This is a genomic window from uncultured Sphingomonas sp. (assembly GCF_913776855.1).
Lineage (GTDB): Bacteria > Pseudomonadota > Alphaproteobacteria > Sphingomonadales > Sphingomonadaceae > Sphingomonas.
In genome coordinates, this window is the sequence record NZ_CAJYQD010000034.1 from 88,524 (window position 1) to 108,308 (window position 19,785).

At 65.8% G+C, this 19,785-nt stretch carries 16 protein-coding genes; 6 read left to right on the forward strand and 10 right to left on the reverse strand.

The features are described from left to right. Positions 1 to 167 precede the first annotated feature (167 nt). The 4 genes from QZ755_RS10150 to QZ755_RS10165 all read right to left on the reverse strand — a co-directional run bounded on the left by QZ755_RS10150 (position 168) and on the right by QZ755_RS10165 (position 6,321). A complete protein-coding gene (locus tag QZ755_RS10150) occupies positions 168 to 3,188 on the reverse strand; it encodes a TonB-dependent receptor (protein ID WP_294322457.1) in 3,021 nt (1,006 codons plus the stop codon). Positions 3,189 to 3,381: 193 nt separating this feature from the next. Next, entirely contained in the window at positions 3,382 to 4,791 is a 1,410-nt protein-coding gene (ahcY, locus tag QZ755_RS10155) for an adenosylhomocysteinase (RefSeq protein ID WP_294322459.1), read from the reverse strand. 97 nt (positions 4,792 to 4,888) lie between these two features. Further along, on the reverse strand, positions 4,889 to 5,716 hold the full coding sequence (locus QZ755_RS10160; RefSeq protein ID WP_294322460.1) for a sterol desaturase family protein: 828 nt from the start codon (positions 5,714 to 5,716) through the stop codon (positions 4,889 to 4,891). A gap of 44 nt (positions 5,717 to 5,760) precedes the next feature. Then, complete coding sequence (locus tag QZ755_RS10165) at positions 5,761 to 6,321, reverse strand: YqgE/AlgH family protein (protein WP_294322685.1); 561 nt, start codon at positions 6,319 to 6,321, stop codon at positions 5,761 to 5,763. Between the two features lie 116 nt (positions 6,322 to 6,437). On the opposite strand from QZ755_RS10165, the gene QZ755_RS10170 reads away from it, so the two are divergent. The 3 genes from QZ755_RS10170 to QZ755_RS10180 all read left to right on the forward strand — a co-directional run bounded on the left by QZ755_RS10170 (position 6,438) and on the right by QZ755_RS10180 (position 9,003). Next, positions 6,438 to 6,920 carry a peroxiredoxin gene (locus tag QZ755_RS10170; RefSeq protein ID WP_294322462.1) on the forward strand — a complete coding sequence of 161 codons (483 nt, stop codon included), beginning with the start codon at positions 6,438 to 6,440 and terminating at the stop codon, positions 6,918 to 6,920. A gap of 198 nt (positions 6,921 to 7,118) precedes the next feature. Next, positions 7,119 to 7,478 (forward strand): hypothetical protein, encoded by a 360-nt coding sequence (locus QZ755_RS10175; protein WP_294322464.1) that lies wholly within the window; start codon positions 7,119 to 7,121, stop codon positions 7,476 to 7,478. A gap of 73 nt (positions 7,479 to 7,551) precedes the next feature. Continuing rightward, positions 7,552 to 9,003 (forward strand): AMP nucleosidase, encoded by a 1,452-nt coding sequence (locus tag QZ755_RS10180; RefSeq protein ID WP_294322465.1) that lies wholly within the window; start codon positions 7,552 to 7,554, stop codon positions 9,001 to 9,003. Between the two features lie 7 nt (positions 9,004 to 9,010). Here QZ755_RS10180 and QZ755_RS10185 read toward each other — a convergent pair whose 3' ends face one another. From QZ755_RS10185 to QZ755_RS10195, 3 genes are all read right to left on the reverse strand, one after another. Further along, positions 9,011 to 9,985: a hypothetical protein gene (locus QZ755_RS10185; RefSeq protein WP_294322467.1), complete on the reverse strand. Its 975-nt coding sequence runs from the start codon at positions 9,983 to 9,985 to the stop codon at positions 9,011 to 9,013. Continuing rightward, the gene (locus tag QZ755_RS10190) at positions 9,982 to 10,557 is read right to left on the reverse strand and encodes a DUF805 domain-containing protein (RefSeq protein ID WP_294322468.1); all 576 of its coding nucleotides are present in this window, start codon (positions 10,555 to 10,557) and stop codon (positions 9,982 to 9,984) included. The genes QZ755_RS10185 and QZ755_RS10190 overlap by 4 nt, the downstream gene beginning before the upstream one ends. A 64-nt stretch (positions 10,558 to 10,621) precedes the next feature. Further along, positions 10,622 to 12,148, reverse strand: a complete 1,527-nt coding sequence (locus QZ755_RS10195; protein ID WP_294322470.1) for an oligosaccharide flippase family protein — start codon at positions 12,146 to 12,148, stop codon at positions 10,622 to 10,624. Positions 12,149 to 12,317: 169 nt separating this feature from the next. Between QZ755_RS10195 and QZ755_RS10200 the strand changes: the two genes are divergently transcribed. Continuing rightward, a complete protein-coding gene (locus QZ755_RS10200) occupies positions 12,318 to 12,701 on the forward strand; it encodes a DUF305 domain-containing protein (RefSeq protein ID WP_294322472.1) in 384 nt (127 codons plus the stop codon). A gap of 21 nt (positions 12,702 to 12,722) precedes the next feature. Here QZ755_RS10200 and QZ755_RS10205 read toward each other — a convergent pair whose 3' ends face one another. Together QZ755_RS10205 and polA are read right to left on the reverse strand one after the other, a co-directional pair. Next, positions 12,723 to 12,965 (reverse strand): hypothetical protein, encoded by a 243-nt coding sequence (locus QZ755_RS10205; protein ID WP_294322474.1) that lies wholly within the window; start codon positions 12,963 to 12,965, stop codon positions 12,723 to 12,725. A gap of 40 nt (positions 12,966 to 13,005) precedes the next feature. Then, positions 13,006 to 15,765, reverse strand: coding sequence for a DNA polymerase I (polA, locus tag QZ755_RS10210; RefSeq protein WP_294322476.1), 2,760 nt, complete (start codon positions 15,763 to 15,765; stop codon positions 13,006 to 13,008). A gap of 171 nt (positions 15,766 to 15,936) precedes the next feature. On the opposite strand from polA, the gene chrA reads away from it, so the two are divergent. Both chrA and QZ755_RS10220 read left to right on the forward strand, forming a co-directional pair. Next, complete coding sequence (gene chrA, locus QZ755_RS10215) at positions 15,937 to 17,115, forward strand: chromate efflux transporter (RefSeq protein WP_294322478.1); 1,179 nt, start codon at positions 15,937 to 15,939, stop codon at positions 17,113 to 17,115. A gap of 5 nt (positions 17,116 to 17,120) precedes the next feature. Further along, positions 17,121 to 17,657, forward strand: coding sequence for a hypothetical protein (locus QZ755_RS10220; protein ID WP_294322480.1), 537 nt, complete (start codon positions 17,121 to 17,123; stop codon positions 17,655 to 17,657). A gap of 130 nt (positions 17,658 to 17,787) precedes the next feature. Here the strand turns inward: QZ755_RS10220 and typA are convergent, their stop codons facing one another. Beyond that, positions 17,788 to 19,629, reverse strand: coding sequence for a translational GTPase TypA (gene typA / locus QZ755_RS10225; protein ID WP_294322482.1), 1,842 nt, complete (start codon positions 19,627 to 19,629; stop codon positions 17,788 to 17,790). Between the last annotated feature and the right edge of the window lie 156 nt (positions 19,630 to 19,785).

Sequence of the window (19,785 nt, forward strand, 5' to 3'; positions counted from 1 at the left end):
GGTGAGGGTAATCAAGCGAGCGCCTCGCGGGCAGACGATGGAACGGCGGAAATGGGCACGTCTCCTGCCTAGTCGTTAGCGCCCGCATAAAAAAGGGGCAGTGCCATCCGGCACCGCCCCTTTATCGCATACCGGCGGCGGATCGCCGCCGCCGATCGCGACGGTCGTTACATCTTTACCCGCGCACCGGCGAAGAAATAGCGGCCGATCGTCTGCTGGATATAGGTTACATCGGCGATGTCCGGCTTCTGGCCGAACAGGTTGTTGACGCCGCCATAGAACTGGAACCGATCGGTCGCATCGACGCTGAGGTACAGGTCGTGCTGCCACATCGCCTTGATGTACTTGTACTCCGGCGCGACGACGTCCGGGTTGCTCTCGTTCGTCAGGTTCGCATAGCGCAGCGTCTTGTCGAGGAAGTTGACGCCGTAATTGACCGTGACGTTCTCCAGCGACCAGGTCAGATCGGCGTTGGCGCTGTACTTGGGCGCGCGATAGGCCGATTCCTGTCGACGGTTGGTGACCGGTGCGCCCGGCGTGCCGATGAACTCCAGCTTGTCGAGATAGTTGCCGACGACGCGCAGGTTGAAGCGACCGACATCGCCCGCATCGAACGCGTAGTTGATGTTCACGTCGAGGCCGGCAGTGCTGAAGCGCGCAACGTTCTGCGGCGCGACGACGAAGCTGGTGATGTTGCCGACGCCTGCGGTGTTGCTGGCGACGTTGGTCCGGGTGATCGAGCGGCAGAAGACGTTGTCCAGCGTCGCCTGATCGACGCACAGCCGGGCGACCTCGTTCGCCGCGACGGTGTTGATCGCGCCTTTCAGGTTGATGTCATACCAGTCGGCACGCAGCGACAGGCCCGGAATGAAGCGCGGCTGCACCACCGCCCCGGCGGTCCAGGTCGTTGCCTCTTCCTCGCGCAGGTCGCGATTGCCGCCCGAGAAGCCCGAGATATTGGTGGTCCGCGCGTCGACATAGTTCGCCGGATCGGCAACGCCCAGACCGCTCAGCAACGTACGGCAATTGGCCGCGCGGGTGGCGGTGCCGTTCTGCAATTCGCCCTTGTCGCACGGGTCGGTGATGAAGGCGAAGGTCTGCGACTGACCGGCGAACAGCTCGCCGATATTCGGCGCGCGCACCGCCTTCGAATAGGTGCCGTTGAAGGTAATGTCCTTCACCGGTGCATAGGTGCCATTGACCTTCCACGTCGTCGTGCGGCCGATCGTCGAATAATCGGACACGCGGATCGCGGCACCGGCGCTCAGGCGATAGGCGAAGGGCAGGTCCTTCAGGATCGGCGCATCGAGTTCGGCGAAGCCTTCCTTCACGTCGAAGCTGCCCTGTTCACGACCCAGCGAGTTGGTGAAGGTCAGGCCCTGCGCCGCGATGGGATCGGGCACGAACCGGCTCTCTTCCTTGCGATACTCGCCGCCCAGCACGAAATTGATCGCGCCACCGGGCAGTTCGAAGAACTGGCCAAAGTCACCCGCGACCGATCCCGACACGACATGCTGGCGCAGGCGCGACCGGTCGGTAGTGGTGGCGCGGACGAAATCCAGTGCCGCCTGGCTGGGGGCGCCATCACCGAACAGGTTCAGCGGTACGCATTCGCCGGGACGGAACGTCGTCGGGTTGATGACGGTGCGGCTGGCGTTGGGCTGATCAGGGACCCAGTTGGGGTCGAGGTTCACGCGGCAGGTGATCTGCCCGTTGGCCGGATTGCGCACCGCGTCGAGCGCCGCGAAGAAGCGGTCGTTATAGGTATTGTTGACGTAACGGTTGGCGATGTCCGACTGCCCGAAGACATAGGACAGTTCGTAGCTGGCATGATCGTTGATCTTGCCCCGCGCGCCGACGACCGCGCGGTAGGTTTCGCGGGTAATCGTCTCACCGCGCTGCCCGATGTCGAAATTGTCGCGGGTCACCAGCACGCCGCCATTGCCGAGGTTCGGCAGGCCGGCGGGCAGGTACGGATTGTCGTCCGGCACGAACAGATAATAGTCGAACGACGGCTGGCCGATGGTGAACGACTTGTTGCGGGCGTACTTGCCTTCGGCGAACAGCGTCAGCGCGGGCGACACGTCGTAATGCGTGATCAGGTTCACGACATGGCGGTCGATACGCGGCAGCAGGTCGTTCTGGTAATCGGCGACGCTGGTGCCGCTGCCGCCCTGCGAGAAGCCGGGACGCAGCACGGTGCCGAGCTGGAACGGGACCAGCTGGCCGGAGGCGTTAACGAAATAATCGGGCTGGCCGTCGAAATCGACGTCGATGCCACCCTGCCGCGCGGTGTCGTTGTAGCGAACGTCGGTCGTCGGGATGTTGTCGGGGATGCCGTTGCTGGCGCCGCCGGTATAGCCCGGCTTGAATTCCGGATCGTTCGGGTTGCGCTGGAAGGACACGAAGCCGGTCCCGCGCAGCCGCGCACGGTCCCGCGATTCCAGGCGGCTTTCCGACCCATATTCATAGGCGAGCGCCACGTTGCCGCGCCCTTCGGAGAAGTTCTTGCCGGCAGTTACCGCCAGCAGCCGCTTGCCCGCATCGCCATATTCGGAAATGCCGGCCTGGGCGCGGGCGGTGATCCCTTCGAAATTGCGCTTCAGGATGAAGTTGACCACGCCGGTCACCGCATCGGCACCGTACACCGCCGATGCGCCGCCGGTCAGCACGTCGACGCGCTCGACCAGGTCGCTGGGGATGGTGCTAACGTCGACCGCCTGCGATCCGGGAAGCGACGCAACCTGGCGACGCCCGTCGATCAACACCAGCGTGCGATCCTCGCCCAGATTGCGCAGGTTCAGCAGGTTCAGGCCCGACAGCCCGATGCCGACGCCGCTGCCCGCCGTATCGGCCGACGTCGTCGATCCCTGCAGCGCGGGAATCTGGGCGATGATATCGGTCAGGTTGGTGCTGCCCGCCTGCTGGATCGCGGCGGCGCTGACCGAGACGACCGGGCTGGGCGATTCGAAATCGGGGCGGCGGATGCGGGTGCCGGTGACGACGATCTCTTCGCCGTTGCTCGCCTGTTCGGGCGTCTGGGCGGCGGGGTCCGCGGGGATCGGCACATTGTCCGTATTACCGGGTGCGGCGGTCTGCGCGACGGCGGTTGCCGACGCCATCAGCGCGGCGATGACAACGGCACTGCGCGCGACACCGGCACGCAAACGCGACGTTGACTGGTTCATGGAACGGACCCCTTATTTTTACAATTTACGCGTATTCTTACGATACGTGCTTAGACCCGATTGCAACGTGTCGAATGGTTTCCTGGGTCCGCCCGGCTGCTTTTCCGCACCGGACGTTGCAAATCGGCAACAAAAAGGGGGCGGGCACCCGGTGGATGCCCGCCCCCTTTTCCTGTGTCGATCCTCGATGCGATCAGTAGCGATAATGGTCCGGCTTGAACGGCCCTTCGACCGGCACGCCGATATACGACGCCTGCTTCTCGGTCAGCTTGCTGAGCTTCACGCCCAGCTTTTCGAGGTGCAGCGCCGCGACCTTTTCGTCGAGGTGCTTGGGCAGGACATAGACTTCGTTCTTGTAGTTCTCGCCCTTGGTCCACAGTTCGATCTGCGCCAGCACCTGGTTGGTGAAGGACGACGACATCACGAACGACGGGTGGCCGGTGGCGCAGCCGAGGTTCACGAGGCGGCCCTTCGCCAGCACGATGATCTGCTTGCCATCGGGGAACTTCACCAGGTCGGTGCCCGGCTTCACTTCGTCCCATTCATAGTTCGACAGCGCCGAAATCTGGATTTCGCTGTCGAAGTGACCGATGTTGCAGACGATGCTCATCGGCTTCATCTTCGCCATATGCTCGGCGGTGATGACGTCGGCATTGCCGGTCGCGGTGCAGAAGATGTCGGCGCGTTCGACGGCTTCGTCCATCGTGACGACCTCGAAGCCTTCCATCGCCGCCTGCAGCGCGCAGATCGGGTCGATTTCGGTGACCATGACGCGTGCGCCGCCGTTGCGGAGCGACTGGGCGCTGCCCTTGCCCACGTCACCAAAGCCCGCGACGCAGGCGACCTTGCCGGCCAGCATCACGTCGGTCGCGCGACGGATCGCGTCGACCAGCGATTCCTTGCAGCCATACAGGTTGTCGAACTTCGACTTGGTGACCGAGTCGTTGACGTTGATCGCCGGGAAGGGCAGCTCGCCCTTCTTCGCGATCTCGTACAGGCGGTGGACGCCGGTGGTGGTTTCTTCCGAAACACCCTTCAGGTTCTTGACGGTCTCGGTCAGATAGCCCGGACGCTTGGCGATGAACGCCTTCAGCGCACGCTGGAACTCGACTTCCTCTTCATTCTCCGGCTCGCCGAGCGTCGCGCCGGCTTCGAGCTTCGCGCCCCACAGCGCGAACATGGTGGCGTCGCCGCCGTCGTCGAGGATGATGTTGGCGGTTTCATCGCCCCAGTTGAAGATGTCGCCGACATAATCCCAGTAATCGGCCAGGCTTTCGCCCTTGATCGCGAACACCGGCACGCCGGCAGCGGCGATCGCGGCGGCAGCGTGATCCTGCGTCGAGAAGATGTTGCACGTCGCCCAGCGGACATCGGCGCCGAGCGCGGTCAGCGTCTCGATCAGCACCGCGGTCTGAATCGTCATGTGCAGCGAGCCGGTGACGCGTGCGCCCTTCAGCGGCTGCGACGCGCCGAATTCGCTGCGCAGCGCCATCAGGCCCGGCATTTCGGTTTCGGCGATCTCGATTTCCTTGCGACCGAAATCGGCGAGGCCGATGTCCTTAATGACGTAATCGGTCTGCTTGTCGGCAATGGCGGTGGCCATGAAATGCTCCTGCATGGGGCCATGGGTCGCACCCATGGCGGATGGCCCGCCTCTACCCAGCCGCCTGTCGAAACGCAAATCCTATATAAAGATTCCTTTATATCGTGATCGCGGAGGGCGGCGGTGCGGGCGCATCGACGGCGCGATCATAGACCACGGGCAGCGACACCCAATCGTGCAGCGTGCGCGGCTGATCGACCTCGGCGATGCCGGTTTCAGGCCACTCGTCGTTCGCCGGCATCCAAGCCGTCCCGAACAACCGGTCCCACAGCGTGGTGAACGCGCCGAAATTATGGTCGAAATGCTTCGTTTCGATCGAATGGTGGATGCGATGGAACCGGTTGTCGACCACGAAGCGCGACAACGGGCCAAGATGCCATCGGCTGTCGGCATGGATGAACGATGCCTGCAGGTGCAGCAGGATCAGTATCGCGGGCACCGCGGGTGCGGCCTCGCTCGCGATCAGGCTGGTCGGCAGCGCGATCAGCAGGATCTGGACGAACGGCTCGATCGGATGGTGAAACGCGTTGACCGCCGACATCTCGCGGATCGAATGATGCACCGCATGATAACGCCACAGCCAGCGATGCTGCGCGCGGTGGCACCAGTAGAAAAAGAAGTCATAGATCATCGCGCCGGCGATCGGTGCCACGATCCAGGTGACGGGCGTCTGCCACCCCGCCCCGGTCGGCAGCGTGACGAGCGGCGGGATGCCGAAGGCGGACCACAGCGCCCGGAAACCGGCATAGGCGACCCCGCTGATCGCCAGCCAGATCGCCCAGAACAGCAGGCCGGGCAGCCGCCCGCGCAGGGAATAGCGCTCGCGCGGCGCCAGCAATTCGATGGCGGTCATCGTTGCGAACCCAAACGTCCACACGACGAGCGTGGGCTTCACGCATTCCCACAGGCTGGACAGGATCGACATGACCGCGACCCTATACGGACGTCCCTAACAAAGCTTTGCGACGGTCAGGCCGTCCCCGCGCCCAGCGCCAGCAGCCGGGGATCGATCCCCGCCGCCGCGAATCCGCCGCGCCATCGCCCGGTCGTCGGCACGTCGAACAACAGTGCCCCATCCCCCGCGACATTCATCCAGCCGTGGCGCGACAGCTCGGTTTCGAGCTGCCCCGCCTCCCACCCGGCATAGCCCAGCGCGATCAGATAGCGTGCCGGCCCGGTCCCCGCCGCGATGGCGCGCAGCACGTCGATCGACCCCGACAACGCCCATTTGCCCGCGACGTCGATCGTATCCTGTCCGCCCCAACTGTCGTCGTGCAGCACGAACCCGCGCCGCGTTTCCACCGGACCGCCCAGATGGATCGGCGCATCGGGTGCCTCGCCCGGTTCGATGTCGAGCTGCTTGAGCAGCGCGTGCAGCCCCAGCCCGTCGATCGTATCGCCGATGCCGACCCCCATCGCCCCGTCTTCGTCATGGGTACACATCGCGATCACCGCATGGTCGAACCGTCGGTCGCCGATCCCCGGCATGGCAAGCAATATCTGTCCGGCAAGGAATCGCGTCTGTTCCATCATGGAAACGACGCTAACCCCGCCCGCGGCCGAGCGCCATGGTTGAAAAGGTCCGTGCGCGCTCCCAACCTGCAAGGCGGCGCGCGTGACGCGTCAGGTCCGAAGCGGAGAAGTTCATGACGATCAAGGTCGGCGATCGCCTGCCCACTGCCAAGCTCGCCAAGGTTACGCCCGACGGGCCGGACCAGGTTTCGACCGAGGAATTCTTCGCCGGACGGCGCGTCGCACTGTTCGCGGTGCCCGGCGCGTTCACCCCCACCTGTTCGGCGCGCCACCTGCCCGGCTATGTCGAGCAGGCACAGGCATTCCATGACAAGGGCGTGGACGAGATCGCATGCACGTCGGTCAACGACGCCTTCGTCCTGTCGGCCTGGGCGCAGTCCGGCGATGCGGGCGACAAGGTGACGATGCTGGCCGATGGCAATGCCGATTTCGCCAAGGCGGTGGGGCTGACCATGGACGGTTCCGCCTATGGCATGGGCACCCGTTCGCAACGCTATGCGATGCTGGTCAACGACGGCGTGGTCGAGGCGCTGCATGTCGAGGCGCCGGGCGAATTCAAGGTCAGCTCGGCCGAAAATCTGCTCGCGTCGCTCTGACCATCGGCCATCCGGTCGCCGCCCTGGACGTCGCCAGGCCCCTTGTCGGGGCGGCGTCCCGGTCGCAGCGATCGGACTTCGGGACCGGCATCGCCGCCGCACCGCCCGCCGGTTTCGCGCCGGCCGTAACGGAACCGGCGGCGGCCGTTCGAGTTAGTCGGTAGTTACGCAGCCATATCGATCAGGAAAGGGAACGTCATGACCAACACGACGATCACCAACGATACCGCAAAGGACATTGCGAACGACGTCGCCGAAACGTCGGGCACGCTCGCCGAAAAGGCATCGGCGACCTACGCCTCTGCCAAGGAAAGCGTGAGCGACGCCGCCGCGAAGTCCCGCGACGCGGTGGCAGATGCCGCCGCCAAGTCGCGTGATGCGGTCAGCAGCGCCGCCAAGTCGACGGCCGAAACCGTAAAGGCACATCCCGGCGCGACCGCCGCGATCGTGGCCGGCGCTGCCGCCGCCATCGCCGGTGCCGCATTCGGCGCATCGAAGCTGATCGAAAAGAAGCGCGAGGCCGATGCCACGCCGAAGGTCCCGCCCTCGGCCACCTGAGTCCGCGTGCCCCGGCGCATGGTCCATGCGCCGGGGGCTTGCGTTGCACGCCAAGCCGCCTTAGCCACGGTCGATGACGCAGGCTTCCCAGATCGTCGCCGAACTCGATCGGCTCTACACCGCCTCGGTCGCGCGCCTTCGCGCCGCCCTGGACCTCTATCTCACCGATGGCACGCCCCCACCCTCCTCCGCGCGGGTCGACGGGTCGTTCGCCTATCCCGAAATCCGCCTGACCTATCGCGGCAGCAGCGAGCGGCCGACGCCGTCGCGCGCCTATGGCCGGCTGACGACACCGGGCGAATATCGCATCAGCGTGACCAAGCCGGCGATGTTCGCCGCCTATCTGACCGAACAGCTCGACCTGCTGATCGAGAATCACGACGTCACGGTCGAGGCGGTGGCCGGGCGGCAGGAAATCCCGTTTCCCTATGTCCTCGACGCGGGCCATGCGCTCAGCCTCGATGCCGTATCGGCGACCGAACTCGCCCGCCATTTCCCCGCGACCGAACTGGCGCATATCGGGGACGAGATCGCCGACGGCCTGTGGGTCAGTCATGACGCGCATCGCCCGCTGGCGCTGTTCGACGGCTTGCGCACCGATTTCTCGCTCGCCCGGCTGCGGCATTATACCGGCACCCCGCCCGAACATATCCAGCAATATGTGCTGTTCACCAACTATCATCGCTATGTCGACGAATTCGTCCGCTGGGCTGGCGAACAGCTGAAGCCCGCCGCCGACGGCACGCCCAGCCGCTATACCGCGCTGTCGGGCGCCGGCGGCGTGCTGGCGACCGCCGGCGACGATGCCGAACGCATGGTCAGCGACAGCGCGTGGCGGCGGCACCAGATGCCGGCCTATCACCTCGTCGCGCCCGATGGCACCGGCATCACGCTGGTCAATATCGGCGTCGGCCCGTCGAACGCGAAGACGATCTGCGATCACCTCGCCGTCATGCGGCCCGAAGCGTGGCTGATGATCGGGCATTGCGGCGGCCTGCGTCCCAGCCAGCGGATCGGCGACTATGTGCTGGCCCACGCCTATCTGCGCGACGATCACGTCCTCGACGACGTGCTGCCGCCTGAAATCCCGGTGCCGGCCATCGCCGAAGTGCAGGTCGCCATGGCCCGCGCGGCGGAGATCGTGTCGGGCCAGTCGGGCGACGAACTGAAGAAGCGACTGCGCACCGGGACCATCGTCACCACCGACGACCGCAACTGGGAATTGCGTTTCAGCCGCTCGGCACTGCGTTTTTCGCTATCGCGCGCGGTCGGCATCGACATGGAGTCGGCGACCATTGCCGCCCAGGGATACCGTTTTCGCGTCCCCTACGGCACGCTGCTCTGCGTCTCGGACAAGCCGCTGCACGGCGAACTGAAGCTGCCCGGCCAGGCCAACCGCTTCTACGAACGCGCGATCAACGAACATATGCGCATCGGCATCGAAGCGTGCGAGCAGCTGCGATTGGAAGGCGCCCGCCTGCACAGCCGCAAACTGCGCGCGTTCAACGAACCGCCGTTCCGGTAAGCGCCACCTAGCCGAACCGGGGAAAGGCGAACGCCCCGTAGAAGCGTGCGGGCACGTCGCCCAGCCGGTCGGTCCGCGCGCGCACGCCTTCCTTGCCCCAGCTGAACAGGCGCAGGTCCATGCGCCAGTCGCGGACGGCGCTGTCATCCCAATATACGCCGGCGCGCGGCATCGCCCGTGGCACGATCCGTTCGACGATATCGCCCAGCGGCACCACGCGCCCTTCGCCGTCGCGCACACGCGGGCGGTAATGCGGATCGACCACCACCCAGTGCCGGTTTTCGAACGTGCTGGTCGTGCCGCCGACGATCAGGCTGGAATCGATCTGCAGCACGATCCAGTGCCGCCCCCAATAATGCATCGCCTGCACGAACTCGCGCAGGCCCGCCTTGCCCAGCCCCAGCCCCATGCTGTCATGCACCGGCCGGGTGCCGACCGCTGCGAACCAGCGTTTCAGCACCCACGGATAGGTGATCGACCGCGCGACATCGTCCGCCTGCGCGCTGCTGCCCGGCACGAACCACTGGCGGGTCGCGATCGACAGGCTGGCCATCATCAGCCAGTCGAGCGACGAGATATGGCCACCCTTCGGATTGCGCGCGCGCTGCACGTTGATCCCGCCCAGCGCGGCGGCGGTGCCGGGGTCGGGATCGATTTCCAGGTCGCCGATCCGGTAATCGCCATGCGTCCAGATCGACGTAGCATAGGCGACATACAGGTCCGGCCGATCCTCCAGCAGGCAGTAGAGGAACGATGCCGGCCCGCAATAGCTGGTATTCGCCTGCATCGGCTGGCGCACGCCGCCCATCCGGTCGACCAGTTGCGCGACCAGCGCCCCCCGCGTGACCGGCCAGCCGGCAGGGCTCAGTTGCAGTTTGCGTGCAGCGTCGGGTGCGGCACCCTTGGGCGGAACACCCGCCAGCCGAAACGCCTCGATCTGCCGCCGCGCCGCCTGTAGCCGCGCCGGATTGGCGATGGTCATCGCGTCTCCTGCCGCTCAATGGCCTGCCGGGTCCGCTGCTGCGCGTCCCGCATACCGTTGGAAATATCGATCAGCGCGTAGCCGATCAGGCCCCCGCCGATCGCCGCGATCACCGCCCAGACCAGCCCGCCCCGGCGCACCCCGGCGGCGGCAAAGCCGACGGGCGGCGGGCCGAAGCGGTTCTCCGCCCGCTTCCCCGGCAGCAGCAGCACGATCGCAACGATCACGCCACAGCCGATCGCCACCCAAGGCAGCACTGCATCCGCCCCGGACACCGTCAGCACGAAGACAATGGCGAGCATGGCTGCACCCGCCGCGACGCCCCACCAACCGGCAATGTCCAGGTCATGCAGCCGCCGCGCCCATTCGGCGAACAGTTTGGCGATCGTCAACCAGAGGATGGCGCCGCCGGCGACATAGGCGACCATATCGCCGTCGACCACCACGGTCCCGATCGCGAACAGCAAAGCGGCCGCAACGACCGTCACGACGAGGGCGCGGATCGGTGCGATCCGGCCCGATGCCGCAAAGGCGCCGCCGATCCCCTGCTCCGTTCGTTCCGCTTCCGTCATCGATCGCTCCGGCTGCGCAGCGGATACGCGCATCTCGGCCGGTAGTTCCCGCAACGACGGGTCGCTACACCTTGTACCGGTCGGTCGGGATATGCGCCTCGCTTGCCGCCGCGCTCTTGTGGAACAGCGCCTTGTCCTCCGGCCGGAATGCCCAGCGCCACAGGATCGCGAAATAGGTAGCCAGGATGATCGGAATGCCGAACAGCATTTCCGCCCATTCGAACCGCTTAGGCAGTTGCATGATCGCCGACCCGACGATCGTCGCGGTCAGCACCGCCCACAGGAACGCCGGCCGGAAATCGCGCACGCTGTGGCCGAGCAGCTTCGACAACAGCCCCGACTTGATGACCGACCCCAGCCCGACCGAGATCGACAGCGCCATCGCCGGCCCGACCGCCGCGTAATTCTGCGGCAGGCCCAGCGCGCGCATCGCGAACACCAGCGCAAAGCTCAACACGACCTGGAACGACAGCAACCCGATCGAGATCATCAGGTTGCGATGCCGCGCGATATAGACCAGCGCCGCTTCCGACACCGCCCCCTTCGCCGCCAGCACTTCGGCGATCAGCAGGAACGACAGCGCCCCTGCCCCGCTGACGAACTCGCGTCCGACCACGCCCATCACCCCCGATGCCGGAATGCTCCCGGCAAGCGCCAGCGCCGCCTGTGCCGTGACGATCCAGAAACCGACCTGCCGCACCTGTCGCGCGACGGCGCCCTTGTCGTTCGCAGCCAGGCTCTGGGTGATGACCGGGCCCAGCACGGGGTCGAAACTGGTCTTCAGCTTCTGCGGCAGCGATGCCACCTGCTGCGCCATGTAATAGATGCCTACGATCGCCGGCCCGAACAACAGCCCCAGGATGAAGCGGTCGACGTTGCGCGTGCCCCATTCGATCGCATCGGCCCCGGCCAGCGGCATGTTGCGCTTCACCAGCGCCAGCATCGGGCGGAGGTGCGGCGACCAGCCATAGGGCAGGCCATAGCTGCGGATGAACGGCACGATCGACGCGACCAGTGCCGCCGCCATCGCCAGCACATAGGACATGATCAGGCCGTCGCGCGTCGAATAATAGCTTAAGCCCCACGCCGCGATCGAGATCGTCCACGGCTCCACCACCGCACGCGCCGTCACCGCCGCCTTGACGTTCAACCGGTACGCGAGCGCGGCGAGGCTGACATCCGACCACGCGATCGCGAACACGATCAGCGGCAGCAGCCGTTCGAACCCGATCACTTGGCTGTTCGGGTACATCACCTGCGGGAATACGAACAGCACGGCGCTGGCCGCGACCGACAGGATGAACGCGACGGCCAGCGCGTCCCACACGACATGCGCGTGCGGCCGGTCGGTTTCGGACAAGGCCTGCGCCAGCCCGCGCTTCAGCCCCAGCGTCGCGATCAGCGCCGCCAGCTCGACCACCAGCACCGCCAGCGCGAACCGCCCGACGATTTCCGGACCATAGATGCGCCCGGCGATGAACAGGAACGGCAACCGCGCGACGAGGCGCAGGACAAAGCCGAACACGTTCGTCCGCCCGCCCTTGGCCAGGGCGGCGATGTCGTCGTTCGGCGGGGTCGGCGCGTCGGTCATGCGACGCGCGAAGGATCGATCATCGCGGCCTCATACGCGAGGGCGCGCCCGCTCCATAGCCCCCGTTTACGCTTTGGCCGCAGGGTGCGGCTTGCGGGCAACGGTCGGCACGAAACGGAACGATCACGCGACTGGGCGCTTGGTTCGGCAACAGTCCCGGAGTTGAACCATGAAGGCATTTCCCCTGATCTTCGGCACACTTGTGCTGACGGCCTGCGGTGGGCAGCCCGCCGCGACCAGCCATCAGACCGATGGCGCGCCGAACCGGCATAGCGACCAGATGCACCTTGCGCCGAACGATTCCGAGGCGACCCGCGCCTACAAGGAATCTATGACCGCGATGATGGCTAATGCACCGGCTTTCACCGGCGACGCCGATGCCGACTTCATGCAGCAGATGCGGGTCCACCACGTAGCAGCAGTGGCAATGGCGCAAGCCGAACTGGCGCATGGCAAGGACGCGGAGGCGCGCAAGCTGGCGCAGACGGTGATCGACGCCCAACAGCAGGAGATCGCGCAAATCGACCGCTGGCTACGGGGTAAGGGACGTTAAAGCACTCCCTCCGAACAAATTTCAAGGCTTCAAATACCAAACGCTCTTACCGCTTTCCTTTCGCAGGCCCAACTTGCCTCGCTCGCGAAGCTTTTGAGCAGCCCAGCGCATGTCGTATTGCCAAGAAAAGAAGCCAGGGCCTTCCCTGAGCTGGGGTTCGCGAGAATGCCAAATTTCTCGAGCGACTTCCTCGATAGCGCCTGAGCCGCCTAACGCACTGAGAGCTTCCAGAACCCAGACTTGGAGCGTTTCACGATAGCCCATGCGCCTCTCCCTCATCGCGAAGTCGATCCCACTCAAACACTTAGTGCGCCGCGCCCCAGCTTGGTCCCGTCCCGATCTCCACGCCCAGCGGCACCGACAGCTGCGCCACCGGTTCCGCCGCCGTTTCCATGACCCGCCGGATCACTGGCGTCGCCGCCTCGACCAACCCCTCGGGCAGTTCGAACACCAGTTCGTCGTGGACCTGTAGCAGCATCCGCACCTCGCTCAGGCCCGCCTCGGCCAGCGCCGGTCCCATCCGGGCCATCGCCCGCTTGATGATGTCGGCGCTGGTCCCCTGGATCGGGGCGTTGATCGCGGCGCGTTCGGCGCCCTGCCGCTCATGCTGCACCTTCGACTGGATGCGCGGGAAATGCGTCTTCCGCCCGAACAGCGTCGTGGTGAAGCCGGTCGTCCGCACGCTCTGCGTCGTCTCTGCGATATAGCGATTGATGCCGGGGAAGCGGTCGAAATAGCGATCGATCATCGCCTGCGCCTCGTCCGCGCTGACGTCCAGCCGCCCAGCCAGACCCCAGCGGCTGATGCCATAGAGGATCGCGAAGTTGATCGTCTTGGCCCGTCCGCGCGTGTCGCGGTTCACCTCGCCGAACAGCTCCTGCGCGGTAATGCTGTGAATGTCGTCGCCCCGCGCGAACGCCTCGCGCAGCTGCGGCACGTCGGCGATATGCGCCGCCAGCCGCAGTTCGATCTGCGAATAATCGGCCGCGAGGATCACGTTGCCCGGCTCGGCCACGAACGCATCGCGGATCTGCCGCCCGACTTCGGTGCGGATCGGGATGTTCTGGAGGTTCGGATCGGTCGAAGACAGCCGCCCCGTCTGCGCCCCGGTCAGGCTGTAGCTGGTATGCACCCGCCCGGTCGCGGGATTGATCTGCGCCTGTAACGCATCGGTATAGGTGCTTTTCAGCTTCGACAGCTGGCGCCAGTCCAATACCTTCGCCGCGATCGCGGCGCCGGGCGAATCCTTGTCGGCGGCAATCCGCTCCAGTTCGTTGACGTCGGTCGAATAGACGCCCGACTTGCCCTTGCGCCCGCCCTTGATCCCCATCGTCACGAACAGCACGTCGCCCAATTGCTTGGGCGAACCGATGGTGAACCTGGTGCCCGCCAGTTCGTGGATTTCGGTTTCCAGCGCGGCGATGCGGGCGGAGAAATCCTCCGACAACTTGGCCAGCACGCCCGCATCCACCTTGATCCCGGCCTGCTCCATGTCGGCGATCACGCGTACCAGCGGACGGTCGACCATCTCGTACACCCTGGTCGCCTGTTCATAGGGCAGGCGCGGCTTGAACCGCCGCCACAGCCGCAGCGTCACATCGGCATCCTCGGCGGCATAGCGGGTGGCGGTCTTCAGGTCGATCTCGCCAAAGCCGACCTGCTTCTTCCCCGTCCCCACCACGTCCTTGTACGCGATGCAGCTATGCTGGAGGTGCGTCGCCGCCAGTTCGTCCATGCCATGCCCGTGCAGCCCGGCGTCGAGCGCGAAGCTCATCACGATCGTGTCGTCATAGGGCGCAACCGCCAGCCCGGCCCGCGCCAGCACGATCATGTCGTATTTCAGATTGTGGCCGATCTTCAGGACGCTTTCGTCCTCGAACAGCGGCTTCAGCGTCGCCAGCACCGCCTCGCGCGGCAACTGTTCCGGCTTTTCGGCGAACATGTCGGTGCCGCCATGACCGATCGGCACATAGCACGCCCGGTTCGGCGCCACGCCCAAGCTGACGCCCACCAGTTCGGCGCGCGTCGCGTCCAGCCCGGTCGTCTCGGTATCGATCGCAACCCAACCCTGCGCCCGCGCTTCCGTCACCCAACGGTCGAGCGATTCTTGCGTCACCACCGTCTCATAAGCGTCGTGATCGCACGCCGGTTCATCGTCCTGCGCGACCGGCGCGGCGGGGGTCTCGACCCGCACATCGGCGACGCTACCCAGCTTGTTCAGCAGCGTGCGGAACCCGTGATGCTCCAGGAACGCCCGCAGCGGCGCCTCCGGAATCCCCTGCAATGCCAGCGCGTCGAGCGGTTCGGGCAGGCCGCCATCGCATTTCAGCGTCACCAGCACCTTCGACAACCGCGCATTGTCGGCATGGTCGATCAGATTGTCGCGCAGCTTGCCCTTCTTCATGGTCGAAGCGGCGGCCAGCACCGCCTCCAGATTGCCATGCTCGTTGATGAGCTTGGCCGCCGTCTTCGGCCCGACACCCGGCACGCCGGGGACGTTATCGACGCTGTCGCCCATCAACGCGAGAACATCGCCCAGCTTGTCCGGCGTCACGCCGAACTTCTCGACGACATGCTCCGGCCCCAGCGTCCGGTTGTTCATCGTGTCGAGCATGTCGACCGACGGATCGGTCATCAGCTGCATCAGGTCCTTGTCGGCGCTGACGATCGTCACCGCCCAACCCTGCGCCAGCGCCGCCTGGGTATAGCAGGCGATGATGTCGTCGGCCTCCAGCCCCTCCTCTTCGATGCACGGCAGGCTGAACGCCCGCGTCGCGTCGCGGATCATCGGGAACTGCGGCACCAGGTCTTCGGGCGGCGGCGGCCGATGCGCCTTATACTGGTCATACAGGTCGTTGCGGAACGTCTTCGACGACTTGTCGAGGATGACCGCCATATGCGTCGGCCCGTCCGCCTTGTGCAGCGCATCCGCCAGCTTCCACAGCATCGACGTATAGCCATAGACCGCGCCCACCGGCTCGCCATGGACGTTGGTCAGCGGCGGCAGCCGGTGATAGGCGCGAAAGATATAGCCGGAGCCGTCGACGAGATAGAGATGAGGCATGGGCGGGGGATAGCAGCGCCAAGCCACGCGCGCGAGGGGGGACCGGCTTGACTTCGCACGGTGGCGCGGGCCAGATTTGTCGCACGGGCTGGCGCGGACGCCCGTTCAGGCGGCCCACCGCCCAAGTTCCGCTCCGTCGGCCGCTCGTCACGGCCCCTAGGAGCGCACCCCATGGAAACCACCCCGCCCCGTCCCCCCGCCCTGTCGCTTCTTGCGCTGTTCGGCAAATTCCTTGGCTTCGGCTGCCTCGCCTTTGGCGGGCCGGTCGCGCAGATCGCGATGCTGCGGCAGTCGCTGGTCGAGGAGGAACGCTGGATCGACAAGGCGCGGTTCAACCGGCTGCTGGCGGTGCTGCAAATCCTGCCGGGGCCGGAGGCGCACGAACTCTGCGTCCATTTCGGCGTGCTGGCGCGCGGGCGGATCGGCGGACTGCTCGCCGGGCTGGGGTTCATGCTGCCCGGCTTCTCCCTGATGCTGCTGGTCGGCTGGCTGTATGTCACGGTGGTACAGGGCAGCGTCGCCATGGGCGGCCTGCTGCTGGGCATCCAGATCGCGATCCTTGCCGTGATCCTGCGCGCGGTCGTGCGGATCGGGCAGCATGTCGTCGAGGACCGGCTGCTGGCCGTTGTCGCGTTGGTGGCAGCAGGAGCGACGTTGGTGAATGTCCCGTTCTGGATACCGTTGCTGGTCGGCGGCGGCGTCTATGCGGCAAAGGATCGACCGGTCGCAGCCATCGCGATCGGCCTGACCGGCATCGCCACCGCCGTCGCCGCACTGACGATGTCCCCATCCGCCCCGGTCGCCTCCGCAGCAGCGCCGCTGACCGTCTTCGCGCTGTTCGTTGCGGGATTAAAGGGCGGGCTGCTGACCTTCGGCGGGGCCTATACCGCGATTCCCTATGTCCGCGCCGACACGGTCGGGCGCGGCTGGATCGGCGATGCCGCGTTCCTCGACGGGGTCGCCTTCGCCAACGTCATCCCAGCGCCGCTGGTCATCTTCGCCACCTTCGTCGGCTATGTCGCCGCCGGCGTCGTCGGCGCGCTCGCCATCACGCTCGGCATGTTCCTGCCCGCCTTCGCCTTTTCGCTCCTCTTCTTCGAACGGCTGGAGCGGATCGTCGACGCGCCGTCGCTCCGCCACGCGCTGACCGGCGTGGCGGCGGCAGTCGTCGGCATCATCGGCGCGACCTTCGTACAGTTGGGCGCGGCGACCGGCGGGCGGGTTGAGGCGCCGCCGATTGCCATCGTCCTGTTCGTCGTGGCGTCGTTGATGGCATGGCGGTTGCGGGGCGGCTGGGTGACGCCGGTAATCGTCGGTGTCGGCGCAGCGATCGGGTGGGCCGGGTTCTGACGATCGTGCGCATCAATATGGAGCGAAGGGTCATGCGATGGCTCGTTTGTGTTGCGCTGGCGCTCTTGACCGGCTGCGGCCCCAGCGGCCCCGTGCCGCCCGATGCCTATGCCCGACTGCTCGACCGGACGCACGCCCGCTTCCCCATCTTCAAATCGCCCTACACGCTGCGCGTGCATGACGGGCGACGATTGCCGGATCGCGACTGCCTGCGGTTCGATCCGCCCCGGCGCTGGTCCGGTGTCATCGTTCACGACGAGATGACTGGCAGTCGTTTCTTTCCCGGACGATCACGTGGGACGCGGTGGAACCCACGGCTGCCGGCCTACCTCGTCGCCGACCTGCCGATGGTGACCGGGTGCCAAAGCCCGTTGTGCCGACCATTCGACCCCGATGGTTCATCACCGCACTCGCTCGCCTTTGCGGTCGAGTTCGTGGGTTCGCGCACCACGATCGGCGGTCGATATGGGCACATGGGCATGTTCGGCCACGAAATCCTGGTCGACCGTATGATCCGTCAACGCTCCGTTCCCAATCCGTAGCGCACGCGAAACGGCCCCGGAATCGCTTCCGGGGCCGCTCTCGTTTTAGTGGCCCGACGTGGCAAAGCCACGTCGTCGGTCCTCACCTGCGCGAGGCCGGCCGGGCGAGCCTTGTTCGGCTCGGCGCAGCTTACGCTGCAGCCTTCGCCCGGCTCGCCTTCTTCCGCTCGTGCGGATCGAGGTGGCGCTTGCGCAGACGGATGTTCTTCGGCGTCACCTCGACCATCTCGTCATCGTCGATATAGGCGATCGCCTGTTCCAGCGTCATCTTCTTCGGCGGGGTCAGGCGGATCGCGTCGTCCTTGCCGCCCGATGCGCGGAAGTTGGTCAGCTGCTTCGCCTTCATCGGATTGACCTCGAGGTCGTCCGTCTTGGCGTTCTCGCCGATGATCATGCCTTCATACAGCGCTTCGCCGTGGCCGACGAACAGGATGCCGCGCTCCTCGAGCGGACCGAGCGCATAGCCCTGCGCTTCGCCGGCGCCGTTCGAGATCAGCACGCCGTTCTTGCGGCCTTCGATCTGGCCCTTGTGCGGACCGTACTTCTCGAACAGCCGATTCATGATCCCGGTGCCGCGCGTGTCCGACAGGAACTCGCCGTGATAGCCGATCAGGCCGCGCGACGGTGCCGAGAAAGTGATGCGCGTCTTGCCGCCACCCGACGGGCGCATATCGGTCATTTCCGCCTTGCGCTGGTTCATCTTGTCGACGACCGTGCCCGAGAACTCTTCGTCCACGTCGATCACGACGGTTTCGTACGGCTCGGTCTTGCCGCCATTCTCGTCCTCGCCGAACAGCACGCGCGGACGCGAAATGCCCAGTTCGAAGCCTTCGCGGCGCATCGTTTCGATCAGCACGCCCAGCTGCAATTCGCCGCGGCCGGCGACTTCGTAGCTGTCGCGATCCGACGCTTCGGTCACCTTCACGGCGACGTTCGATTCGGCTTCGCGGAACAGGCGGTCGCGGATCATGCGCGACGTCACCTTGCTGCCTTCGCGACCCGCCATCGGCGAATCGTTCACCGCGAAGCGCATCGACAGCGTCGGCGGATCGATCGGCTGTGCGTGCAGCGGCTCGGTAACCTGCGGGTCGCAGATGGTGTTGGCGACGGTCGCGACGGTCAGGCCGGCCAGCGAGATGATGTCGCCCGCCTTCGCTTCCTCGACCGGCACGCGCTCGAGGCCACGGAACGACATGATCTTCGACGCGCGGCCGGTTTCTATCACGTTGCCGTCATTATCCAGCGCGTGGATCGGCTGGTTCAGCTTCACCGTGCCCGAATTGACGCGGCCGGTCAGGATGCGGCCGAGGACGTTGTCGCGGTCGAGCAGCGTCACCAGGAAGGTGAACGGCGCATCGACGTCGAGGCTGGGCGGCGGAACGTGCGAAACGATCGTTTCGAACATCGGCTGCAGCGTGCCTTCGCGCGCGTCCATGTCGGTCGAGGCATAGCCGTTGCGGCCCGACGCATAGAGCACCGGGAAATCGAGCTGTTCGTCATTGGCGTCGAGCGACACGAACAGGTCGAACACTTCGTCCAGCACTTCCTGGATACGCGCGTCGCTGCGGTCGACCTTGTTGACCACGACGATCGGCTTCAGGCCGAGCGCCAGCGCCTTGCCGGTCACGAACTTCGTCTGCGGCATCGCGCCTTCCGACGAATCGACCAGGAGCACGACGCCGTCGACCATCGACAGGATGCGCTCGACTTCACCGCCGAAATCGGCGTGGCCCGGCGTGTCGACGATGTTGATCCGCACCGGTTCGCCACCTGCCGGCGGCACCCATTCGACCGAGGTCGGCTTGGCGAGAATCGTGATCCCGCGTTCCTTTTCGAGGTCGTTCGAGTCCATCGCGCGTTCCTCGACGCGCTGGTTGTCGCGGAACGTGCCGGACTGACGGAACAACTGATCGACGAGCGTGGTTTTGCCGTGATCGACGTGGGCGATGATCGCCACGTTGCGGAGGCTCATGGTGTTTCCTGGATACTGCGGGAGTGCAATTGGCCGCGCGCTTAGCGTATTTCATGCGAAACCGGAAGTCCCCCCTTTGCTGCATTGCGGCAGGCGCGCGGGCCCACGAAAGAAGAAACTTTGTTCACGCGGAGGCGCGGAGGAATTGCGTCAGGC

Bases quoted from the DNA above. Each gene is read 5' to 3' on its own strand.
- QZ755_RS10150 (WP_294322457.1), bottom strand. From the start codon at position 3,188: ATGAACCAGTCAACGTCGCGTTTGCGTGCCGGTGTCGCGCGCAGTGCC.
- ahcY (WP_294322459.1), bottom strand. From the start codon at position 4,791: ATGGCCACCGCCATTGCCGACAAGCAGACCGATTACGTCATTAAGGAC.
- QZ755_RS10160 (WP_294322460.1), bottom strand. From the start codon at position 5,716: ATGTCGATCCTGTCCAGCCTGTGGGAATGCGTGAAGCCCACGCTCGTC.
- QZ755_RS10165 (WP_294322685.1), bottom strand. From the start codon at position 6,321: ATGGAACAGACGCGATTCCTTGCCGGACAGATATTGCTTGCCATGCCG.
- QZ755_RS10170 (WP_294322462.1), top strand. From the start codon at position 6,438: ATGACGATCAAGGTCGGCGATCGCCTGCCCACTGCCAAGCTCGCCAAG.
- QZ755_RS10175 (WP_294322464.1), top strand. From the start codon at position 7,119: ATGACCAACACGACGATCACCAACGATACCGCAAAGGACATTGCGAAC.
- QZ755_RS10180 (WP_294322465.1), top strand. From the start codon at position 7,552: ATGACGCAGGCTTCCCAGATCGTCGCCGAACTCGATCGGCTCTACACC.
- QZ755_RS10185 (WP_294322467.1), bottom strand. From the start codon at position 9,985: ATGACCATCGCCAATCCGGCGCGGCTACAGGCGGCGCGGCGGCAGATC.
- QZ755_RS10190 (WP_294322468.1), bottom strand. From the start codon at position 10,557: ATGACGGAAGCGGAACGAACGGAGCAGGGGATCGGCGGCGCCTTTGCG.
- QZ755_RS10195 (WP_294322470.1), bottom strand. From the start codon at position 12,148: ATGACCGACGCGCCGACCCCGCCGAACGACGACATCGCCGCCCTGGCC.
- QZ755_RS10200 (WP_294322472.1), top strand. From the start codon at position 12,318: ATGAAGGCATTTCCCCTGATCTTCGGCACACTTGTGCTGACGGCCTGC.
- QZ755_RS10205 (WP_294322474.1), bottom strand. From the start codon at position 12,965: ATGGGCTATCGTGAAACGCTCCAAGTCTGGGTTCTGGAAGCTCTCAGT.
- polA (WP_294322476.1), bottom strand. From the start codon at position 15,765: ATGCCTCATCTCTATCTCGTCGACGGCTCCGGCTATATCTTTCGCGCC.
- chrA (WP_294322478.1), top strand. From the start codon at position 15,937: ATGGAAACCACCCCGCCCCGTCCCCCCGCCCTGTCGCTTCTTGCGCTG.
- typA (WP_294322482.1), bottom strand. From the start codon at position 19,629: ATGAGCCTCCGCAACGTGGCGATCATCGCCCACGTCGATCACGGCAAA.